This window comes from Demequina lignilytica, from assembly GCF_030418305.1.
Lineage (GTDB): Bacteria > Actinomycetota > Actinomycetes > Actinomycetales > Demequinaceae > Demequina > Demequina lignilytica.
Genome location: NZ_JAUHPX010000003.1, coordinates 265,513 through 284,575 on the forward strand (window position 1 = coordinate 265,513; position 19,063 = coordinate 284,575).

The following is a 19,063-nucleotide window of genomic DNA, read 5'->3' on the forward strand; positions in this document are numbered from 1 at the left end:
CGGTGCGCCCCACGGTCGAGGGGCGGGACCCGTCAGGCGGGCGTGAGGACCGCCGCACGAGCGAGGTCGGCGGCACCGAGGATCCCGGCCTCGTTCCCGAACGTCGCCGGGACGATGCGGGGGAACGGGCGGTGGTCCGCGCCCGTCAGGTGCCGGCGCAGACCGCGCTCGATGCCGGCGAACAGCGGCGCTCCGGTGGACGCCACGCCGCCGCCGATGACGATCACATCCGGGTCGACGACGGCGACGAGGCTCGCCGCGCCACGGCCGATCCACTCGCCCAGATCGTCGAGAAGGCCCAACGCGAAGGCATCCCCCTCGGCCGCCGCCTGGGCGATGTGCCGGCCGCGGAGGCCACCGTCGGCATGGGCGAGCTCCGTGAGCCGCTCCGCGCCGGGGGCGCGGTCCTCCACGGCGCGGACGCCGTGGCGCTCGAGAGCGGTGCCCGAGGCGTACGCCTCGAAGCATCCGCGCTGGCCGCAGCCGCACTCCTCGCCCTCGGCCACGATCTGCAGGTGACCCACCTCGGCGCCCGCGCCGCAGCCTCCGCGCAGCAGGCGTCCGTCGGCGACGATCGCTCCGCCGACGCCCGTGCCGATCGTCAGCATCAGCATGTCGCTCGCGCCGTGGCCCCCGTGGGCGAACTCCGCCCAGCCCGCGGCGTTCGCGTCGTTCTCGACGACCACGGGCATCGCATCGTCCAGCAGCGCCCGCACGCGTGCGGCGATGGGGTGGTTCCGATAGTGGATGTTGGGCGCGAACATCACGGTCTCGCGGTCCGAGGAGACGAGGCCGGCGACGGCGATGCCGACCGCCTCGACCGGGTGCGTCGCGGCGAGCGACAGGCACAGGTCCGCGGTCGCGCGGTCGATCGCATCGGCGCCGCGAGGTGTAGGGACCTCCGCGCGCCGCACGATCCGGCCGCCGGCGTCGACGACCCCGGCGGCGATCTTGGTGCCCCCGATGTCGACGCCGAGCGCTGCCCGATGCTCGTCCTGGCCGATCTGCATGTCAGCTCCTTCGCTGCGTGGCCGGGGTGGGCCGTGCGCCCAGCCCGGCGAGATGGAACACCTGGCTCTGCACGAGCCGGGACACGCCGGTGACGCCCGCGAGCTCGAGGTCGGTGGCGGCGACGACGCGCAGCTGCTTCGAGGCCAGCGGCTGTGACCGCTGATAGACCACCTCGCGGATCCCGGCGAGCAGCGGTTCGCCGACGGACGCGATCGAGCCGCCGATCACGATGACCGAGGGGTTGATGAGGCTGATGCAGGTGGCCAGCGCCTCGCCGATCGCGCGCCCGGCCTCGCGCACCGCGCGCGTCGCCTCGATCGAGCCCGCGCGCACGAGCGCGACGACGTCACGGCCGTCGTCCGTGTCGACGCCCTGCTCGGCGAGCGTGCGCGCGATGCCGATCCCGCTGGCGAAGGACTCGAGGCAGCCGGTCTGGCCGCAGCGGCAGACGCGGTCGCCGGCCGCGGACACTCTGATGTGACCGATCTCTCCTGCGGCGCCGTCGGCGCCGTGCACGAGCCGCTGGTTGACCACCACGCCCGCGCCGATGCCGGTGGCGACCTTGATCATGAGCATCTCCCGCTCGGCGACCCAGTGGGTGATGCCCTCGCCCACGGCCATCACGTTGACGTCGTTGTCCACCATCACGGGCACGTCGAAGACCAGCCGGACGTATGCGCGGATGTCGAAGCGGTCCCAGCCCGGCATCAACGGCGGGCTGACCGGGAGGCCGGTCGCGAGCTCGACCGGCGCCGGGATGCCGATGCCGAATCCCGCCACGTCGGACTCCGGGCGCCCGGCGGCGGCCAGGAGGTCGCGCGCCTCGGTGAGGATCGCTGCGAGCACGGGCTCGGGCCCGTCCACGACGTCGACCACGATCCGGTGGTGCGCGGTGACGCCGCCGGCCAGATCGGTGAGCGCGACGAGCGCGTGTCGGGCCCCCAGCTCGACGGCGACGATCACGCCGGCGTCGGCGGCGAGCGCGTACAGCATCGACGGACGTCCCTTGGTCGCCGCGGTCCGCTCCAGCTGGGTGACGATGCCTCCCTCGACCAGCTTGGCGAGGTGCGCGGTCACCGTCGAGCGCGAGCGGTCGGTCGCCTCGGCGAGCTCCGTCTTGGTGCGTGACCGGCCGTCGCGAAGCACCGCGAGCAGGTCGCTCGAGGTGGTCGTGTCCGGCATGGGGGCTCCTCCTGGGGAATGCGGCATCGCACTATCGACTTCTGACGAGCATCATCATAAGTCAAGCGGGCGATGCGCACAAGTCGCGGACGCTTCGGGCGTTTCTCGCGCCATCTGACGAGACCCCGACCTACTAACGGCGTTGTGTTACTTGACTTATGCCGAACAACGACATATGATCGAGCCGTACCCACACCCGCGTGGGATGGGCAGCGCATCACAGCGATTCAAAGGAGAACAGCCATGGCGAAGCTCAGGGTCGGCATCATCGGCCTCGGGTTCATCGGGACCCAGAAGCACCTTCCCGGTCTCAAGAGTCAGAAGGACCGCATCGAGCTGGTCGCGTTCTGCGACCTCGAGGAGGCGCGGGCGCAGAAGGCCGCAGACGAGTACGGCGACGACGGCCACTACGTCACCACCGACTGGAAGAAGGTGGTCGAGGACCCGTCGCTCGACGTCATCCACATCTGCACGTGGAACACCTCGCACTGCGAGCTCACGGTCGCGGCGCTCGAGGCCGGCAAGCACGTCATGGTCGAGAAGCCGATGGCCGTGACGGGCGAGGAGGCGCGCCTGATGCGTGACACCGCGAAGCGCGTCGGCAAGAAGCTCACGGTCGGCTACCAGTACCGCTTCGCGACCCACAACCAGTTCATCCGTGACGTGATCGACGACGGCCGCGTGGGCGAGATCTACCACGCAAAGGCCCACGCCGTGCGCCGCCGCGGCGTCCCCATCTGGGGCTGCTTCATGGACAAGAGCAAGCAGGGCGGCGGCCCGCTGATCGACCTGGGCACCCACGCTCTCGACCTCACCCTCTGGTACATGGGCAACTACGAGGTCGAGTCCGTGACCGGCCAGAAGTACCACAAGCTCTACGACAAGCCGCAGGGCAACCTCGCCGGCCCGTGGGACCCCGAGAAGTTCGAGGTCGAGGACTCTGCGTTCGGGTTCATCAAGATGAAGAACGGCGCGACCATCTTCCTCGAGGCGGCGTGGGCGCTGAACGTCAAGGAGGGGCGCGAGTCGTGCGTCGAGCTCGTGGGCACCGAGGCCGGCGTCGAGACCAACCAGGTCGGCAGCGACCACCAGGTGACCGTCAACGGCCCTGTCGGCAACGAGCTCACCCGCATGCAGCCCGACGTCGCGCCGCCCTTCTTCGGAGCGGAGGCGGGCCACCACTCGGGCTTCGTGATCATGGGCTCCGAGGAGTGCCGCCGCTGGGTCGACGCGATCCTGAACGACACCGATCCGTACGTCCTGCCCGAGCAGGCGTGCGTGGTGACCGAGATCCTCGACGCGATCTACCGGTCCGCCGAGTCCGGCGAGCCCGTCACCTTCTGACGCTCGTCGCGACCCTCGCCCCCGCCTCCCTCGAGGGAGGACGCGGGCGAGGGTCGCCCGCCCGTCCTGATGGGGGCGGGTCGGCCCGGTCCCGTGCGGGATCGGGCCCGCCATCGCGGCCGTCGAGGAGGACGGATCCATGGAGCACAGCATCGTCATCGTCGGCTACGGGACCATGGGGATCTCGCACACCGCGAAGCTGCGCGCGCTCGGCGGCGTGCGCGTGGCGGGGGCCGTCGACATCGACCCGGTCCGTCAGGGCTACGCCCGCGAGGACGGCCTGCACGTCTACGCCGACCTCGAGGATGCGCTCGCCGACCCCGACGTCGACATGGTCTTCGTCTGCACCCCGAACGACTCGCATCGGCCGATCGCGCTCGCGGCGCTCGGCGCCGGCCGGCATGTGATCTGCGAGAAGCCGGCCATGCTCGACAGCGCGGAGCTCGAGGAGGTCATCGCGCTCGCCGAGTCTCGCGGGCTCGTCTTCGCGGTTCACCAGAACCGCCGCTGGGACGAGGACTACCTGTCGATCAAGCGGCTCTACGACGACGGCACCATCGGGCCGATCACCCGGATCGAGAGCCGCGTCCACGGCTCGCGCGGCATCCCCTCCGACTGGAGGGCGCTCCCCGAGAACGGCGGCGGGATGCTGCTCGACTGGGGTGTCCACCTGGTCGACCGCCTGCTGGTCATGATCGACGCGCCGGTGGTCGCGGTCTACGCCCGTCTCAGCCACGTGCTCGGACACACCGTCGACGACGGCTTCACGCTCCTGATGACCTTCGGGAACGGCGTCGAGGTCGTGGTCGACGTCTCCACCACGTCCTACATCCCGCTGCCGAAGTGGGTGGCCGCCAGCGCCACGGGCACGGCGACCATCGACGACTGGGAGATGCATGGCAAGGTGCTGCACCGGAACACTCGGTCGGAGGCCGATGCCGCGCCGATCGTCGCCGGTGCGGGGATGACCAAGACCATGGCGCCGCGGGCCGTCGACTTCGCGGCGCTGGTCACCAACGACGAGTCGGTCGAGTTCCTCGAGCTGCCGCGCGTCGAGACCGACGTCTCGGACTTCTACCGCAACGTGCTCGCCGCGGTCGACGGGCGCGAGGCGCTGATCGTGACGCATGCCCAGGTACTCCGCTGCATGCGGCTGCTCGAGGCGGTGGCCGAGTCGCACCGGACCGGCGCCGCGGTCGCGTTCGAGCCGCCCGCGATATAGCGATCCGCACTGTTAATGGTCAGGTGACCGACACAAGACGCCTGGCACGCGCACATAACTCGCGTGATGCACCGTACGATGGGGACGCGAAGGCGCCTGACGCGCCTCCCGAGGCGTATGGAGGGCCGGCTTGGCGACGACCGACAACCACGACGTTCTCGCGCTGCTGCGTGAGGGCCGTCCGCGGACCAAGACCGAGCTCGCCCAGCTGACCGGCCAGGCGCGCTCGACGATCGGCATCAGGCTCGACGCGCTCCTCGAGCGCGGGCTCGTCACCATCCTCGACGAGGCGGTCTCGACCGGTGGCAGGCCGTCGCTCTCCTATGCGTTCAACGCGAAGGCGGGCGTGGTGCTGGCGGCCGACCTGGGCGCGACGCACGCGTACCTCGGGGTGACGGATCTCGCGGGTGAGATCCTCGCGCACCGCCGCGAGGAGCTCGCGATCGGCGACGGGCCGGTGGCCGTCCTCGACCGGGTCGCGGACGCCTGGGACGACCAGCTCGTGGGGCTGGGGCTCACGGCCGCGGATGTGCGCGGAGCGGGCCTGGGCCTGCCGGGCCCGGTGGAGCACTCGACCGGTCGGCCGGTGAGCCCCCCGATCATGCCCGGGTGGGACGACTTCGACGTGCCGGCCTATGTCGCCGGACGCTTCGACGTGCCCGTGCTGGTCGACAACGACGTCAACATCCTCGCGCTCGGCGAGTGGACGGAACGGTACCCCGACGAGACGGATCTGCTCGTGGTCAAGGTCGCGACGGGCATCGGCGCCGGTCTCGTGTGCGCCGGGCGGCTGAGCCGCGGAGCGCAGGGCGCCGCGGGCGACATCGGGCACATCCAGGTGGCCGCCGAGTCGTCCCGGGTCTGTCGCTGCGGCCAGAGCGGATGCCTCGAGGCGTACGCCTCGGGACGCGGGATCGCGCAGTCTCTCGCCGACCTCGGGTCCGCCGCGGCGACCTCGGACGACGTGGTCGAGCTCGTGCGCTCCGGCGACCCGGAGGCGACCCGCCTGTCCCGCGAGGCCGGCCGGCTCATCGGCGAGGTCCTGTCGGCATGCGTCGCGATCCTCAACCCGGGCCGCATCGTCGTGGGTGGCGAGATGGCGCGCTCAGGGGAGACGCTGCTCGCGGGGATCAGGGAGGCGATCTATCAGCGCGCCCAGCCGCTGGCGACCCGTCAGCTGTCCGTGGTGACCATGCAGGATCCCGAGCGCGGAGGTGTTCGCGGCGCGGCGAGGATGGCCCTGGACGCGATCCTCGCCGCGTAGATCCGGGGTGCGGCGACGCCCCACATAAGTCGCGATCTTCTTGACTTATGGTTGTTGTCGACATAAACTGGAGGCGTGCCGTGGCGACCCGACGTGGGGTCGTCCGCTCAGCCTCGGCGGTGGCGTCGGGGCCAGCCATCCGAAAGCGAGAGATCGTGCTCGACATCAACCCCATCCAGTCGCGTGGATTCGCGAACACCCTGGTCGACGGCGCTGCCGTGGGCTTCCAGCTGGACCTGCGCAACCCGAACTATCGCGGCCTGTCGGCGAGCCTGGTCGACGGCGTGGACGTCACCGTGGACGGTCACCTGTTCCCGCACGAGGGCAACGTCTACGTCCTCGAGGGCCGCGAGCTGACGCTCGCGGAGCTGCGCCGGACCACCTCGGGCCGGTGGGACCTCGACCGGACGATGACCGTGAAGGTGCCCCTGGCGGGCGGCCTCGAGCGCGGGGTGCACCGCGTCGCCGTCGACGTGCGGCTGCGCGCGCCCTACATCCCGATCGAGTTCCAGCCGAACGTGTTCCACTTCGAGCGCGAGGCGATCCTGATCGGCGCCGTGTCCGAGCCGCGCTTCAAGTACGGCGTGTCCACCTACAGCTACACGGGCGACATGAACACCGTGATGACCCTCGAGGACGCGATGGCGCACGTCGCGGACCTGGGGGCGACCGGCTTCGAGATCCTGGGCGAGGGGAACGTCGCCGGCTACCCCGACCCCACCACGGAGTGGATCGATCGCTGGTTCGCCGGCCTCGAGCGCTACGGCCTGAAGCCGACGAACTTCGGCAGCTGGATCGATAGCCGCATGTGGCTCGACCGCGACCTCACGGTGGACGAGGGCGCGGCGGCGCTCGAGCGGGACATCCGTCTCGCCGCTCGGCTGGGCTTCAGCTTCGTCCGCCCGAAGATCGGCGTGGTGTCGCTCGACCTGGTGCCGCACCCCATCTGGGACGAGGCTGTCGAGCGGAACCTCGAGCTCGCCCAGGAGAAGGGGATCGTGATCTGCCCCGAGATCCACAGCCCGACGCCCATCAAGCACAAGGTGGTCGACGACTACCTGGCGTTCATCGAGCGGACGGGCACCAGGAACTTCGGCCTGCTGATCGACACCGGCATCTTCATGACCAGGACCGCCTTCCAGGGCATGGACGGCAAGGAGCCGGAGAACGAGGACGACGTGCCGGTGCCGCTCCGTCCGCTGCACGTGCCGGCCTCCGACCTCGCCGAGGTGCTCGAGCACGTGGTCTTCATCCAGGCCAAGTTCTACGAGGTGGACGACGACCTGGTCGACGTCCACATCCCCTGGGAGCCGGTGCTGCAGGTGCTCCGCGACGGAGGCTACGAGGGCTACCTGTCCTCGGAGTACGAGGGTCCGCGCATCCCTTATCGCGGGATCGAGCAGGTGCGTCGCCAGCACGCCATGTTCCACAAGCTCGAGCAGCAGCTCTGACGTCCGGGCGCCCGGGTCCCCTCATGGGGCCCGGGCGCTGCGGTGCACGGCGGCTGCCGCCGCGGCGGTCAGGCTCGTGGTGACGGGCTCACCCGGAGGCGGGGACGTCGACCCAGGCCTCCGACGCGGCGGACTCCAGCACCGCCTCGGTCAGCCGCGCGGCCCGCAACCCGTCGGCGAACGTCGGCAGACCGTCGACCTCATGCCCGACGATCGCGCGGTAGTGATCCTCGATGAAGGCGTCGAAGGCGTCCTGGTAGCCCTGCGGGTGGCCGGGGGGAAGCTTCGAGTACGCGGCGACATCCGCAGGGTCGGCGCTCCCCCGCATGAGGATCCGGTTCGCGTCACGAGCGCCGACCCAGAGCGAGTCCGGGTTCTCCTGGTCGAAGGCGGCAGCCCCGTCGATCCCGTCGACCGAGAGCCAGAGGCGGTTCTTGCGTCCGGGGCTCACCTGGCTCAGCACCACGGAGCCCGTGGCCCCGGCATCGGTCTCGAACATCAGCACCGCCGTGTCCTCCGTGGTCACGGGTCGCCCCGACCGCTCGGCGTGGGCGATGGCGGTGCGGGCGTGCAGGCGGGTGATCCGCTGTCCGGCGACGAACTCCGCGAGGTCGCACCAGTGCACGCCGATGTCCGCGAAGGTGCGCGAGGGGCCTCCCCTGGTCGCGTCGGTGCGCCAGTTGTCGCTGGCAGGGTGGCTCAGCCAGTCCTGCAGGTACGAGCCGTGGATGAGGTGTACCCGTCCCAGCTCGCCCGACCGTGCCAGCACGCGCGCGTGGCGGGCGCTCGCGAAGAACCGGTACACGAACGGCACGGAGGCGACGGTCCGCGCGTGTGCCGCGGCCGTCGCCATCGACTCCGCCTCGTGCACCGTGACCGCGAGCGGCTTCTCGCACACGACGTGCTTGCCGGCCTCGAGCGCCGCGATCGCGAACTCGGCGTGCGTGCTGTTGGGGGTGCAGATGTGCACCACGTCGACGTCGTCCGCCGTCGCGACGTCCCATCCGTCGCGCGCGGGTCGCACCGCGAAGTGCCGGCGTGCGGCCTCGAGGGACGATGCGGCGGTCGAGCCGGCGATGGCCTGCACCACCCCGCCCGCACGTCGCACGGCGCGCGCGTGCACGTCGCCCATCTGCGCGGCGCCGATGATGCCGGTCCGAAGGACTGGTCCTCCGCCTGCGAATCCGGGCATGGGGGGGTGCTCCGTTCCGTGACTCTCGGGGTTGGCGTCGTGCCGCGCCTAGCGGTACTGGACGTCCTCGGTCGGGGAGGTGAGCCCGCCCGCGGCGTGCTGCTCGGCGATGAAGCCCGAGGCGCGTGCCGACAGCGCCATGATCGTGAGCGCGGGGCCCACGTTGGAGCCGCTCACGAAGGAGGCCGCGTCCGGCACGAACACGTTGGGGGCGTCCCATAGCTGGTTGACGCCGTTGACCACAGACATCGACGGGTCGGAGCCCATCCGGGCGCCTCCGGTCTCGTGGATCGCGGCGCCGAGCACCACCGACATCTTGATCCCCTGGCGGAAGATCTCTCTCTGCACCGGGTTGAAGCCCGGCCAGATCTTCTTGGTCTCGAGGCCGGCGGCCGAGCCGATGAAGTTGACGCGGTAGCCCGCCTCGTCGCCCATCTCCTTGAGCGCGGTCATCGACCGCTTGAGCAGCAGGCGGTCGTTCTCGCCCATGCTGATGTCGATGTGCGGGACCGGCATCCCCCACCGGTCCTTGACACGGCTCAGGCGCACGTGGTTGTCGTAGCGCGCGAGCATCTCGCCGGCGCCGCCGAGCCCCATCACGGCGGGCTCCCCGTCCGGCACCGGGATGCGTCCGCCCAGGCCCTGGAAGGAGATCCCGCGGAGGAACGAGGGATCGTGGTGACCAGGGATGTTCTCGTACCGAGGGATCAGGATCCCGCCGCCGACGCCGTAGAACGGGTCGGCCGGCATGTTGTCGGGACGCTCCCAGACGCCCCGGTGCTGCGGGGAGTCGAAGAACCCGATGGAGATGGTCTGGTCCATGAAGTACCGGCCCAGCAGGCCGGACGAGTTGCCCAGGCCGTTCGGGTGGCGGCTCGATCCCGAGTTCAGCAGGAGCCGGATCGACTCGATGGTCGAGGCTGTGACCACCACGGCGTCGGCGAACGCCCGACCCTCGCGCTTCGACGCCCGGTTCACGAACTCGACGCCGGTGGCGAGGCCGGTCGCGTCGTCGGTGGTGATCCGGGTCACCTCGGACTCGGTCAGGATGGTGAGGCGGCCGGTTGCCCTCGCCGCGGCGATCCCCGGCGGGACCCGGTCGGGGAAGGGGGCCTGGCAGCGCCAGGAGATCACCTTGCGCTCGGGCCAGCGGCCCTCGATCCGATCCTTGAAGTCACGCTCGACAGTCGTGAGGTAGCCCGGTCCCACGTACTCGCCGTCCGGCGGGTGGACCAGGCCGTCGGCGTCGCCGTAGACGCCCACGGACCGCTCGACCTTGTCGTACCAGGCCTTGAGGTCGTCGTACTCGATCGGCCAGTCCTGGCCCTCGCCGTCCGCGCTCGCGGCCTTGAAGTCGACGTCCGACATGCGCTGCAGCACCCGCCCGTAGGAGTGCATCCGGCCGCCGAGGAGCTTGCCGCGGATCCACAGGTAGGGGCGGGTCAGGGGCGTCGTGTACGGGTCCTCGAGGTCGTTGACCAGGAATCGGTTGGTGCCCTCGCTGTAGTACGGGCGCCGCGCCTGCGTGATCCTGCCGTGCGCCATGGCGTTCGCGCGGGGGAGCAGGTCGAGTCCCACGCCGCCCTTCTTGCGCGACGGCGGGACGAAGTCCTCCTCGCGCACTTCGCGACCGGCGTCGATGAGCAGGACCTCCAGCCCGCGCTCGGTGAGCTCCCTCACCGCGGAGCTGCCGCCCGGACCGGAGCCGATCACGATCGCGTCGTAGCGGCGGTCGAGGTTGACCATGCTGGTGCTCGCTTCCTCGTCGAGACGCATGGACGCCCGGACTTATGGGCATCATGCATGTGACTTAAGACTGTATCACCATAAGTGCGGGCGGTGTCAGGACGAGAGGCCCGGCACCGGCCGGCGTCACGAGGCCCGGAGCCGCTGCGTGACCACGTGCGCCTGCTCGAGAAGCACCCGGCCGATCTCCTCCTGGCGCTCGCCGGCGAAGCGCGCCTCCACCCCCGTGGCGGACAGCGCCCAGGCGGCACGCCCCTGCGCGTCGAAGATCGCGGCCGCCATTCCCCAGCTGCCCTCGACGATCAGCCCGGGGTTGACCACGTAGCCGACGCTGCGCGCCGCCGCGAGGCGCTCCCGCAGCGCCTCCGCCGAGTGCGACGCCCCCCACGCCGGGGCGAGATCCACGCGCCGGAGGTAGGACTCGCGCTCCGGCTCGGGCAGCATCGCGAGGATCGCGAGCCCCGCGGACGCGACGCCCAGCGGGAAGCGGATGCCCTCGTGCAGGACGTGCGAGCGCAGCGGGAACGCGCCCTCCTCGCGCAGCAGGCACACCGACTCGTCGCCGCGCCGGGCGGAGAGGAACGCGCTCTCGCCGGTGGCGCGGGCCACCTCGCGCACGGCGTCGCGGGCGAGCTCGGTGATGTCGTACCGGTCGGCGGCGAGCGCGCCCATGACGTACAGCTCGGGGCCGAGCATCCAGGTGCCCCGGCCCGCGTCGCGGTCGACGAAGCCCTCGTCGGCGAGCGCCGCGAGCAGACGATGCGCGGTCGGGCGCGTGAGCGACGTCGCCGCCGCGAGGCGGGACGTGGTGTGCGGCCCCTCCTCGGCGCTCAGCGCGCGCAGCAGCGCGCCGATCCTGCCCACCACCTGGGCGCCATCCGTGCTCATGCCGACCTCCGCATCGTCCACATTCTGAACGCTCGCCCGCAAGGTGAGCAAGATCCCGGGGCGGATTGACCCGGATTTCCCCCGACACTAGCGTCGGCGTATCCATCATGTGGGCAGACAAGGAGGTCTGAACGGATGAAGCTGTATCCGAGCGCCGCAGAGGCGCTGGCGGAGGTGGTCCGCGACGGGCAGGTGATCGCGGTTGGCGGGTTCGGCCTCAGCGGCAACCCGACCGACCTGATCGAGGCGCTGCGCGACACCGGCGTCAAGGACCTCACGATCGTGAGCAACAACATGGGCGTGGACGGCAAGGGCCTCGGGATCCTGCTCGAGGCCGGCCAGGTGCGCAAGGTTGTCGCCTCGTACGTGGGTGAGAACAAGCTGTTCGCGCAGCAGTTCCTCGCGGGCGAGCTCGACGTCGAGTTCGCGCCCCAGGGCACCCTGGCCGAGCGGATGCGCGCCGGTGGCGCGGGCATCGCCGGGTTCTACACCCGCACCGGCGTGGGCACCCCCGTCGCCGAGGGCAAGCCGACCATGGACTTCGACGGCGTCGAGCACGTCCTCGAGCGCGGGATCGTCGCCGACGTCGCGCTGGTCAAGGCGCACCGCGCCGACATCGCGGGCAACCTGCGCTACCGCTTCACCGCGCGCAACTTCAACCCGCTGGCCGCGATGTGCGGCCGCGTCACGGTGGCGGAGGCCGAGGTGGTCGACAACGCCCCGCTCGACCCCGACACGATCGAGACCCCCGGGGTGTTCGTGCAGCGGCTCGTGACGTCGGCGCCGCGCGTCAAGGACATCGAGCAGCGGACCGTGAGGAGCGCCTGACCATGTGGACCCGTGAGGAGATGGCCGCGCAGGCGGCCCTGGAGCTGCGCGACGGCCAGCACGTCAACCTGGGCATCGGCATCCCGACGCTCGTGGCGAATCACCTTCCCGCCGGGGTGTCCGTGACCCTGCAGAGCGAGAACGGCATGCTCGGCATGGGGGCGTTCCCCATCGAGGGCACCGAGGACGCCGACCTGATCAACGCCGGCAAGCAGACCGTCACCGTGCTGCCCTTCGGCGCGTTCTTCGACTCCGCCACCAGCTTCGCGATGATCCGCGGCGGTCACATCGACGCCGCGATCCTGGGCGCGCTGCAGGTGGGCGCGAACGGCGACCTGGCCAACTGGACCATCCCCGGCAAGCTGGTCAAGGGGATGGGCGGCGCGATGGACCTGGTGGCCGGCACTCGGCGCGTCGTGGTGGTGACCGAGCACGTCGCCAAGGACGGCAGCCCCAAGATCGTCGCCGAGTGCACCCTGCCCCTGACCGGCCGTGGCGTGGTCCACCGGATCGTCACCGACCTCGCGGTGCTCGACGTGGAGCCGGGCGGGCTCGTGGTCCGACGCCTCGCGCCGGACGTCACCGAGGATCAGGTGCGCGCCTCCACGGGCGCGCCCGTCACCTTCGAGCTGGAGGCGGCATGAGCGTCGTCATCGCGGGATACGCCCGCACCCCCTTCGTGAAGTACTGCGGCGCGTTCTCCCGGATGCCCGCCACCGCGCTCGGCGCGCACGCCGTCGCGGCGGCGTTGGACGATGCGGGGATCGCCGCCGAGGTGGTCGACCAGGTGGTCGCGGGCCAGGTCCTGCAGGGCGGCGCGGGTCAGAACCCTGCCCGGCAGTCCGCCGTCGGGGCCGGGATCCCTCTCACCGTCCCGGCCTCGACCCTCAACGTGGTGTGCCTGTCGGGCACGGAGGCGGTCGCCGCCGGCGCGCGGCTGATCGCCGCGGGCGAGGCTCAGGTGGTGGTCGCGCTCGGGCAGGAGTCGATGACCCTCGCCCCGCACGCCTACGCCGCCCGCATGGGCACCCGCTACGGCCAGATCGCGCTGCTCGACACGCTCGCTCACGACGGTCTCTCCGATGCGTTCGAGAAGCGCTCGATGGGCGAGTCCACCGAGGAGCACGGCGCCCGGCACGGCTTCACCCGCGAGGAGCAGGACGCGTGGGCGGTCGAGTCGCACGCCCGGGCCGTCGCCTCCCGCGAACTGCTGGCCGGCGAGATCGCGCCGGTCACCGTCAAGGAGGGGCAGGACCCGGTCGCGGAGGACGACGGCGTGCGACCCGGGACCTCGCTCGAGTCGCTGGCGCGGCTGCGCCCCGCCTTCGGGGCGAGCGGCACCATCACTGCGGGCAACGCGTCGCAGATCTCGGACGGGGCGGCCGCCGTGGTGCTGGCCGACGAGTCGGTCGCGCCGCGCGCCATCGCGCGCATCGTCGCGACCGCCCTGGTCGCCGGCCCCGACGTGTCCTTGCACGAGCAGCCCGCGGCGGCCACCGAGGCGGCGCTCGCGAGGGCCGGCCGCGCGGTGGGCGACCTCGCGACCGTCGAGATCAACGAGGCGTTCGCGTCCGTGGCGCTCGCGTCGATGCGTCGCCTCGGGGTCGATGCGAGCATCGTCAACCCGCACGGCGGCGCGATCGCGCTCGGCCATCCGATCGGCGCCTCCGGGGCGCGGCTCGTGGGTCACGCGGCACGAACGCTGGCGTCGCTCGGCCCGGGCGCGCTCGGGGTAGCTGCGCTGTGCGGCGGAGGGGGTCAGGGATCGGCGGTGCTGTTCGAGGCGGTCTGAGCACGCGGGTGCGGGGCCGCTTCGCCTCATGAGGCGCGGACCGGTGCCGTAGCTGGGCGCGGCACCCGTCGCCAGGTCGCCTAGCTCTGGGCCGTGCGGTCCTCGATCTGCTGGGCCAGCACGTCCTCGGCGGCGGCGTCGCGGGCCTCCCGCTCCGCCTCCTCCGGCGTCGGATAGCGCACCCGCACGAACGGTCGCGAGAGCTGGTACGTCAGCGTGAGCCGCTGGTCGCGCACCACCCACGCGGCGGCGGCGACGGAGACCAGCAGCGCAGCGATGGCCCCCACGGCGATCGACCAGCGCGGGCCCCAGGCCTCGCCGATCCATCCGACGATCGGTGATCCGATCGGCGTGGTGCCCAGGAACACCATCATGTACAGCGCCATCACGCGGCCACGCATGCGCGGCGTGGTCGAGGTCTGCACCGCGGCGTTCGCCGACGTGATCATGGTGAGGGCGGTGAAGCCGACCGGCACGCAGGTCACCAGGTACACCCAGTACGTCGGGGCGAGCGCGTTGAGGCCCGCGGCCACGCCGAACGCGAAGGCGGCCCCCACCACCAGGCGCAGCCGCGCCTGCCGTCGGCGCGCCGCCGCCAGCGCTCCCGCGAGCGATCCGATCGCGATCACCGAGCCGAGCAGGCCGTACTCGCCGGCGCCGCGCCCGAACTCCGTCGCGGCCATCATCGCGCTGGTGAGCTGGAAGTTGAGCCCCAGCGCGGCGACCACGCCGACCACGATCGTGATGATCATGAGGTCGGGCCGCCGTCGCATGTAGCGCACGCCCTCCCGCACCTGACCGCGGCGCCGGGACGCCCGTTCCTGAGGATGCAGCTCCGAGGCGCGCATCAGGGAGAGCGCGGCGATGGTGGCCGCGTAGGTGAGCGCGTTGATCAGGAACACCCAGCCGGTGCCGACCGCCGCGATCAGCAGGCCCGCGACGCCGGGACCGATCAGCCGCGCAGCGTTGAAGGAGGTCGAGTTCAGCGCCACCGCGTTCTGCAGGTTCGAGGTCGGCACCAGGTCGGACACGAAGGTCTGGCGCGCGGGGCCGTCGATCGCCGAGACCACCCCGAGCGCGAAGGCGAGCACGTACACGTGCCACAGCTCGACATGCCCGAGCAACGTCAGCGCCGCGAGAGCGAGGCCCAGCACCGCCTGGCCGATCTGGGTGAACATGAGCAGCGTGCGGTGGTCGAACCGGTCGGCGAGCAGGCCCGCCCACGCGCTCAGCAGCAGGAACGGCAGGAACTGCAGCGCGGTGGTGATGCCCACGGCTACGCCCGACTCCGGCGTCAGCACGGTGAGCACCAGCCAGTCCTGGGCGACGCGCTGCATCCAGGTGCCGACGTTGGACACCAGGGCGCCGGCGAACCACAGGCGGTAGTTGAAGATCCGCAGGGAGGCGAAGGTCTGGCTCATGCGCCCCCTGGAACACTTGACGTACGGCGAAGTATTCCGCCCCGCCCAGGCTACTCCCGCATCGTCCCTCCTCTTGCGGGGGGACGCTGCGCGGCGTACCTTCGTGCGGGTGCGCCGCGACCGTCGGCGCCGAGGAGGACCGGTGGAGCGCTAGGGATGCCAGACCACGAGTCTGGCCATGGTCATCGCACCTTCCAGACCCTCGGAGCTCCCCATGCCCGCGCTCACCTTCTCCCATGTCTCCTTCGCCTGGCCCGACGGCCGCGCGTTCCTCGACGACCTGACCTGGTCGCTGCCCGACGGCCTCACCGCGCTCGTCGGCCGCAACGGGATCGGCAAGACCACGGTGATCCGGCTCGCGCTCGGCGACCTCGTGCCGACCGCGGGCCGCGTCGGACGGCCGCCGTCGCTCGCCTACGTCCCGCAGGACGTCACGCTCGCACGCGGCACGACCGTCGCCCTGGCGCTCGGAGTCGCCGACCGGCTCGCCGCGCTGCGCGCGATCGAGGCGGGCTCCGCCGACCCGGCCCACTATGACGTCCTCGCCGACGACTGGACCGTCGAGGAGAGCGCGCACGCGACCCTCGCGGGGCTGGGCCTCGGGCTCGACCTCGACCGCCCGGTCGAGCGCGCGAGCGGCGGCGAGGCGGTGCTGCTCGCCGTCGGCGCCGCGCTGCTCGCGCGCCCCGAGGTGCTGATCCTCGACGAGCCGACCAACAATGTCGACGCGGGCTCCCGGGCCGCGCTCGCGCACCAGCTGCGGGCGCGTACCGGAGCGACGCTGGTGGCGAGCCACGACAGGACGCTGCTCGCGGGCGTCGACACGATCGCCGAGCTGCGCGAGCGCGACGACCGCACGGCCGAGCTCCGCTGGTACGGCGGCGGGCTCGCCGCGTTCGAGGCCGCCCGCGATGCCGAGCGGGCCGCTGCCGACCGCGCGGTGACCGCGGCGACCGCCGACGTGGCGAGGCAGCGGCGGGCGCTCGCCGCCCACGTCGAGGGGGCCGGACGCAAGCGCCGCGCGGGAGAGAAGGCCCGGGCGGAGCGCCGGGTCGTCGGCCTGGTGGCGGACGCGAAGAAGCAGCAGGCCGAACGTACCGACGCGCGCGTGCGCGGCATCCATCAGGAGCGCCTCGCGGATGCGCGCGGACGCCTGGCCGACGCGCGGGCGGCGCTGCCGCGCGACCGCACCATCCGGATCGACCTGCCTGGCACGGCCGTGCCGCAGCGTCGCCTGGTGCTGGAGGCGAGCCGCCTGGCGACGCGCACCGGCGCGGTGCTCGACGCGATCGTGCGCGGCCCCGAGCGGATCCATCTCGCGGGTCCCAACGGGTCGGGCAAGAGCACCCTGGTGCGGACGCTGCTGGGCGGGCTCGCCGCGCGTGACGGCCTGGTCGAGATTCCGGTGCCGGTCGGCGTGCTGCCGCAGCGCCTCGACCACCTCGACGATGCCGCCACCGTGCTCGACACCGTGCGGCGCGCGGCTCCGGACGCCGACGAGCAGGAGATCCGCGACCGCCTCGGCCGCTTCCGGCTGCGGGGCGCGGCCGCGTCGGGTCCCGTCGGGACGCTGTCCGGGGGCGAGCGCTTCCGGGCCGCGCTCGCATGCGTGCTGCTCGCCCGTCCCGCGCCGCAACTGCTCATCCTCGACGAGCCCACCAACAGCCTCGACCTCGACTCCCAGGCGCAGCTGGTCGAGGCGCTCGAGGGCTTCGGAGGAGCGCTGCTGGTGGTGAGCCACGACGCGGCGTTCGTCTCCTCGCTCGCCCCCACGCGCCGGTGGTCGATCACGGCGGGGCCGGGAGACGTGGTCGACGAGCCGTTGCGGTGAACCCCTCACCGCGGCGCGGCGCTAGGGCTAGCCTGGGCATATGCCTCGGCTCCTGATCCTCGGCGGCACCGCGTGGCTCGGCCGCGAGACCGCCCGCGAGGCGCTCGCGCGCGGGTGGGAGGTGACCTGCCTCGCCCGGGGCGAATCCGGCGACGTCGCGCCGGGCGCGACGCTGGTGCGCGCCGATCGGGACGCCCCGGACGCCTACGCCGAGGTCGCCGGCACCCGCTGGGACGCCGTGGTCGAGGTCAGCTGGCAGCCGCGGCACGTGCGCGAGGCGGCCGAAGCGATCAGCGCCGGCCACTGGACGTACATCTCGTCCGTCGCCGCCTACGCCCCCACGCGCGTGGTGGTCGCGGAGGACTCGTTGCTCCGGCCGCCCGTCCCGCGCGATGCCGAGGTCGACGGATCCCTGTACGACGCGGCGAAGGTGCGCTGCGAGCTCGACACCGTCGCGACGCATCCGGATGCGCTCCTGGTGCGTGCGGGGGTGATCGCCGGACCGGGAGATCCGACCGAGCGCCTCGCCTACTGGCCGCGCCGGGCCGTGCAGGCCGGGGACCACGCGATGATCGAGCCCGCCGGACCCTCGCACCCGCTCCAGGTGGTCGACGTGCGCGACCTGGTCGCCTGGCTGATCGGCGCGATCGAGGCCGGTGTGACGGGCGCGGTCAACGCGGTGGGTCCGCAGGTGCCGTTCGAGGACCTGGTCTCCGCCGCGCGCGACGCGGCGGTCTCGACCGGGGCCCGCATCCGGGTCGAGCACGACCGGCTCGGCGACCTGGACGTGAGGTCCTGGAAGGGGCCGCGTTCCCTGCCGCTGTGGGTCGCCGACCACGGGGGACCCGCACGGACCGGCTACCACTCGGACGCGCGGTTCCTCGCGACCGGTGCCCGCCGGCGCCCTCTCGCTGCGACGGTCGCGGACGTGATGGAGGAGGAGATCGCGCTCGGGGTCGACCGCGAGGTCGCCGGCGGCCTTACCCGTGACGAGGAGCTCGCGCTCCTCGAGGAGCTCGCCTGACGGTCGGGCCGGGGGTCAGCCCCAGAAGCCTTCGTGCGGCGCGCGGGCCTCGTCCGCGAGCAGCGGCCCGGTGACGTCGACGGCGCGGGATCCCGCCGCGAGCACGTCGCGGCAGGGCAGCAGCAGCGTCGGGTTCTCCGGGTGCGCCCCCGTCATCGCGTAGAGCTCCGACTCCGGCAGGCCGTAGACGACCGCGCCGATGCCCGCCCAGTAGATCGCGCCCGTGCACATGGCGCACGGCTCGGTGCTGGTCACCAGCGTCGCGGCCGCCAGCTCGTCCGCGTCGAGCTGGTTGGAGGCGAGCCGCACCAGGTTGGTCTCCGCGTGGCCGGTGGCGTCGCGGTGCGTCACCACGGTGTTCTCCGCCTCGAGGACGATGCGGCCGTCGCCGTCGAGCAGCACCGCGCCGAAGGGGTGGTTGCCGTGGGCGCGGGCCGCGTGCGCGACGTCGATCGCGCGGCGCAGGGCGGTGAGGTGATCCATGCGGTCAGCCTAGGTCCGGCCGAGCTCCGCCAGGCGCGCCTCCACCAGCGTGGTGATGAGCGCGCGCGGAGGCGGCCGGTCGGCGGGCAGGCGAACCGCGCCCTTCGACCAGCCGACGCCCTCGAGCGCGGTCGGATCGGAGGCCGCAAGATCCGTCAGCACGGTGCCCGAGTGCGGGAGGTAGGAGACGTGACGGGCCGCGGCGGAGAAGCCCGCGACCGGTGTCCCTCCCATCCGGAACGCGGGCGCCGCGTAGCTGAGCCCCTGCTCGGCGTCGGGGAGGAGCTCGGCGAGCAGGTCGCGCAGCGCGGCGAGCGTGCTCCGGTGCGGCTCGTCGAGCCCCGCCAGGTACGCGTCGATCTCCGCGGCGGTCATGCCGCCCAC

17 protein-coding genes are annotated in these 19,063 nt (G+C 72.3%); 9 read left to right on the forward strand and 8 right to left on the reverse strand.

Going from position 1 to position 19,063, the window contains the following annotated elements; all coding sequences use genetic code 11:
- Positions 1-32: 32 nt before the first annotated feature.
- Together QQX10_RS06600 and QQX10_RS06605 are read right to left on the reverse strand one after the other, a co-directional pair.
- Positions 33-1,010 (reverse strand): ROK family protein, encoded by a 978-nt coding sequence (locus tag QQX10_RS06600; RefSeq protein WP_301119222.1) that lies wholly within the window; start codon positions 1,008-1,010, stop codon positions 33-35.
- 1 nt (position 1,011) lies between these two features.
- Positions 1,012-2,193, reverse strand: a complete 1,182-nt coding sequence (locus tag QQX10_RS06605) for an ROK family transcriptional regulator (RefSeq protein ID WP_301119224.1) — start codon at positions 2,191-2,193, stop codon at positions 1,012-1,014.
- A gap of 243 nt (positions 2,194-2,436) precedes the next feature.
- Between QQX10_RS06605 and QQX10_RS06610 the strand changes: the two genes are divergently transcribed.
- The 4 genes from QQX10_RS06610 (at position 2,437) to QQX10_RS06625 (ending at position 7,474) form a co-directional block, all read left to right on the forward strand.
- Entirely contained in the window at positions 2,437-3,537 is a 1,101-nt protein-coding gene (locus QQX10_RS06610; protein WP_301119226.1) for a Gfo/Idh/MocA family protein, read from the forward strand.
- A 139-nt stretch (positions 3,538-3,676) separates the two neighbouring features.
- Positions 3,677-4,759: a Gfo/Idh/MocA family oxidoreductase gene (locus QQX10_RS06615; RefSeq protein WP_301119228.1), complete on the forward strand. Its 1,083-nt coding sequence runs from the start codon at positions 3,677-3,679 to the stop codon at positions 4,757-4,759.
- 130 nt (positions 4,760-4,889) lie between these two features.
- On the forward strand, positions 4,890-6,023 hold the full coding sequence (locus QQX10_RS06620) for an ROK family protein (RefSeq protein WP_301119230.1): 1,134 nt from the start codon (positions 4,890-4,892) through the stop codon (positions 6,021-6,023).
- 155 nt (positions 6,024-6,178) lie between these two features.
- Complete coding sequence (locus QQX10_RS06625) at positions 6,179-7,474, forward strand: C-glycoside deglycosidase beta subunit domain-containing protein (protein WP_367281260.1); 1,296 nt, start codon at positions 6,179-6,181, stop codon at positions 7,472-7,474.
- Between the two features lie 88 nt (positions 7,475-7,562).
- Here the strand turns inward: QQX10_RS06625 and QQX10_RS06630 are convergent, their stop codons facing one another.
- From QQX10_RS06630 to QQX10_RS06640, 3 genes are all read right to left on the reverse strand, one after another.
- Positions 7,563-8,666 carry a Gfo/Idh/MocA family protein gene (locus tag QQX10_RS06630; protein WP_301144533.1) on the reverse strand — a complete coding sequence of 368 codons (1,104 nt, stop codon included), beginning with the start codon at positions 8,664-8,666 and terminating at the stop codon, positions 7,563-7,565.
- A gap of 48 nt (positions 8,667-8,714) precedes the next feature.
- Positions 8,715-10,412: a GMC oxidoreductase gene (locus QQX10_RS06635; RefSeq protein WP_301119234.1), complete on the reverse strand. Its 1,698-nt coding sequence runs from the start codon at positions 10,410-10,412 to the stop codon at positions 8,715-8,717.
- Between the two features lie 126 nt (positions 10,413-10,538).
- Positions 10,539-11,300, reverse strand: coding sequence for an IclR family transcriptional regulator (locus tag QQX10_RS06640; protein WP_301119236.1), 762 nt, complete (start codon positions 11,298-11,300; stop codon positions 10,539-10,541).
- A gap of 135 nt (positions 11,301-11,435) precedes the next feature.
- Here QQX10_RS06640 and QQX10_RS06645 point away from each other — a divergent pair, with 135 nt between their 5' ends.
- Genes QQX10_RS06645 through QQX10_RS06655 form a run of 3 tightly spaced genes read left to right on the forward strand, consistent with a single transcriptional unit; the run spans position 11,436 to position 13,920 of the window.
- Positions 11,436-12,128, forward strand: a complete 693-nt coding sequence (locus QQX10_RS06645; RefSeq protein ID WP_301119238.1) for a CoA transferase subunit A — start codon at positions 11,436-11,438, stop codon at positions 12,126-12,128.
- Between the two features lie 2 nt (positions 12,129-12,130).
- Positions 12,131-12,772, forward strand: coding sequence for a CoA transferase subunit B (locus tag QQX10_RS06650; RefSeq protein ID WP_301119240.1), 642 nt, complete (start codon positions 12,131-12,133; stop codon positions 12,770-12,772).
- Positions 12,769-13,920: an acetyl-CoA C-acyltransferase gene (locus tag QQX10_RS06655; protein WP_301119242.1), complete on the forward strand. Its 1,152-nt coding sequence runs from the start codon at positions 12,769-12,771 to the stop codon at positions 13,918-13,920. The genes QQX10_RS06650 and QQX10_RS06655 overlap by 4 nt, the downstream gene beginning before the upstream one ends.
- A gap of 80 nt (positions 13,921-14,000) precedes the next feature.
- Here the strand turns inward: QQX10_RS06655 and QQX10_RS06660 are convergent, their stop codons facing one another.
- Entirely contained in the window at positions 14,001-15,341 is a 1,341-nt protein-coding gene (locus QQX10_RS06660) for an MFS transporter (RefSeq protein ID WP_301119244.1), read from the reverse strand.
- A gap of 214 nt (positions 15,342-15,555) precedes the next feature.
- Between QQX10_RS06660 and QQX10_RS06665 the strand changes: the two genes are divergently transcribed.
- Positions 15,556-17,172 (forward strand): ATP-binding cassette domain-containing protein, encoded by a 1,617-nt coding sequence (locus tag QQX10_RS06665; protein ID WP_301119246.1) that lies wholly within the window; start codon positions 15,556-15,558, stop codon positions 17,170-17,172.
- A gap of 40 nt (positions 17,173-17,212) precedes the next feature.
- The gene (locus tag QQX10_RS06670) at positions 17,213-18,196 is read left to right on the forward strand and encodes an NAD-dependent epimerase/dehydratase family protein (RefSeq protein WP_301119247.1); all 984 of its coding nucleotides are present in this window, start codon (positions 17,213-17,215) and stop codon (positions 18,194-18,196) included.
- 15 nt (positions 18,197-18,211) lie between these two features.
- On the opposite strand, the gene QQX10_RS06675 is transcribed toward QQX10_RS06670, so the two are convergent.
- Positions 18,212-18,679, reverse strand: coding sequence for a nucleoside deaminase (locus QQX10_RS06675; protein WP_301119249.1), 468 nt, complete (start codon positions 18,677-18,679; stop codon positions 18,212-18,214).
- Between the two features lie 9 nt (positions 18,680-18,688).
- On the reverse strand, positions 18,689-19,054 hold the full coding sequence (locus QQX10_RS06680; protein ID WP_301119251.1) for an iron chaperone: 366 nt from the start codon (positions 19,052-19,054) through the stop codon (positions 18,689-18,691).
- Between the last annotated feature and the right edge of the window lie 9 nt (positions 19,055-19,063).

Coding starts and splice junctions, on each gene's coding strand:
- QQX10_RS06600 (WP_301119222.1), bottom strand. CDS start 1,010: ATGCAGATCGGCCAGGACGAGCATCGGGCAGCGCTCGGCGTCGACATC.
- QQX10_RS06605 (WP_301119224.1), bottom strand. CDS start 2,193: ATGCCGGACACGACCACCTCGAGCGACCTGCTCGCGGTGCTTCGCGAC.
- QQX10_RS06610 (WP_301119226.1), top strand. CDS start 2,437: ATGGCGAAGCTCAGGGTCGGCATCATCGGCCTCGGGTTCATCGGGACC.
- QQX10_RS06615 (WP_301119228.1), top strand. CDS start 3,677: ATGGAGCACAGCATCGTCATCGTCGGCTACGGGACCATGGGGATCTCG.
- QQX10_RS06630 (WP_301144533.1), bottom strand. CDS start 8,666: ATGCCCGGATTCGCAGGCGGAGGACCAGTCCTTCGGACCGGCATCATC.
- QQX10_RS06635 (WP_301119234.1), bottom strand. CDS start 10,412: ATGGTCAACCTCGACCGCCGCTACGACGCGATCGTGATCGGCTCCGGT.
- QQX10_RS06640 (WP_301119236.1), bottom strand. CDS start 11,300: ATGAGCACGGATGGCGCCCAGGTGGTGGGCAGGATCGGCGCGCTGCTG.
- QQX10_RS06645 (WP_301119238.1), top strand. CDS start 11,436: ATGAAGCTGTATCCGAGCGCCGCAGAGGCGCTGGCGGAGGTGGTCCGC.
- QQX10_RS06650 (WP_301119240.1), top strand. CDS start 12,131: ATGTGGACCCGTGAGGAGATGGCCGCGCAGGCGGCCCTGGAGCTGCGC.
- QQX10_RS06655 (WP_301119242.1), top strand. CDS start 12,769: ATGAGCGTCGTCATCGCGGGATACGCCCGCACCCCCTTCGTGAAGTAC.
- QQX10_RS06660 (WP_301119244.1), bottom strand. CDS start 15,341: ATGAGCCAGACCTTCGCCTCCCTGCGGATCTTCAACTACCGCCTGTGG.
- QQX10_RS06665 (WP_301119246.1), top strand. CDS start 15,556: ATGCCCGCGCTCACCTTCTCCCATGTCTCCTTCGCCTGGCCCGACGGC.
- QQX10_RS06670 (WP_301119247.1), top strand. CDS start 17,213: ATGCCTCGGCTCCTGATCCTCGGCGGCACCGCGTGGCTCGGCCGCGAG.
- QQX10_RS06675 (WP_301119249.1), bottom strand. CDS start 18,679: ATGGATCACCTCACCGCCCTGCGCCGCGCGATCGACGTCGCGCACGCG.
- QQX10_RS06680 (WP_301119251.1), bottom strand. CDS start 19,054: ATGACCGCCGCGGAGATCGACGCGTACCTGGCGGGGCTCGACGAGCCG.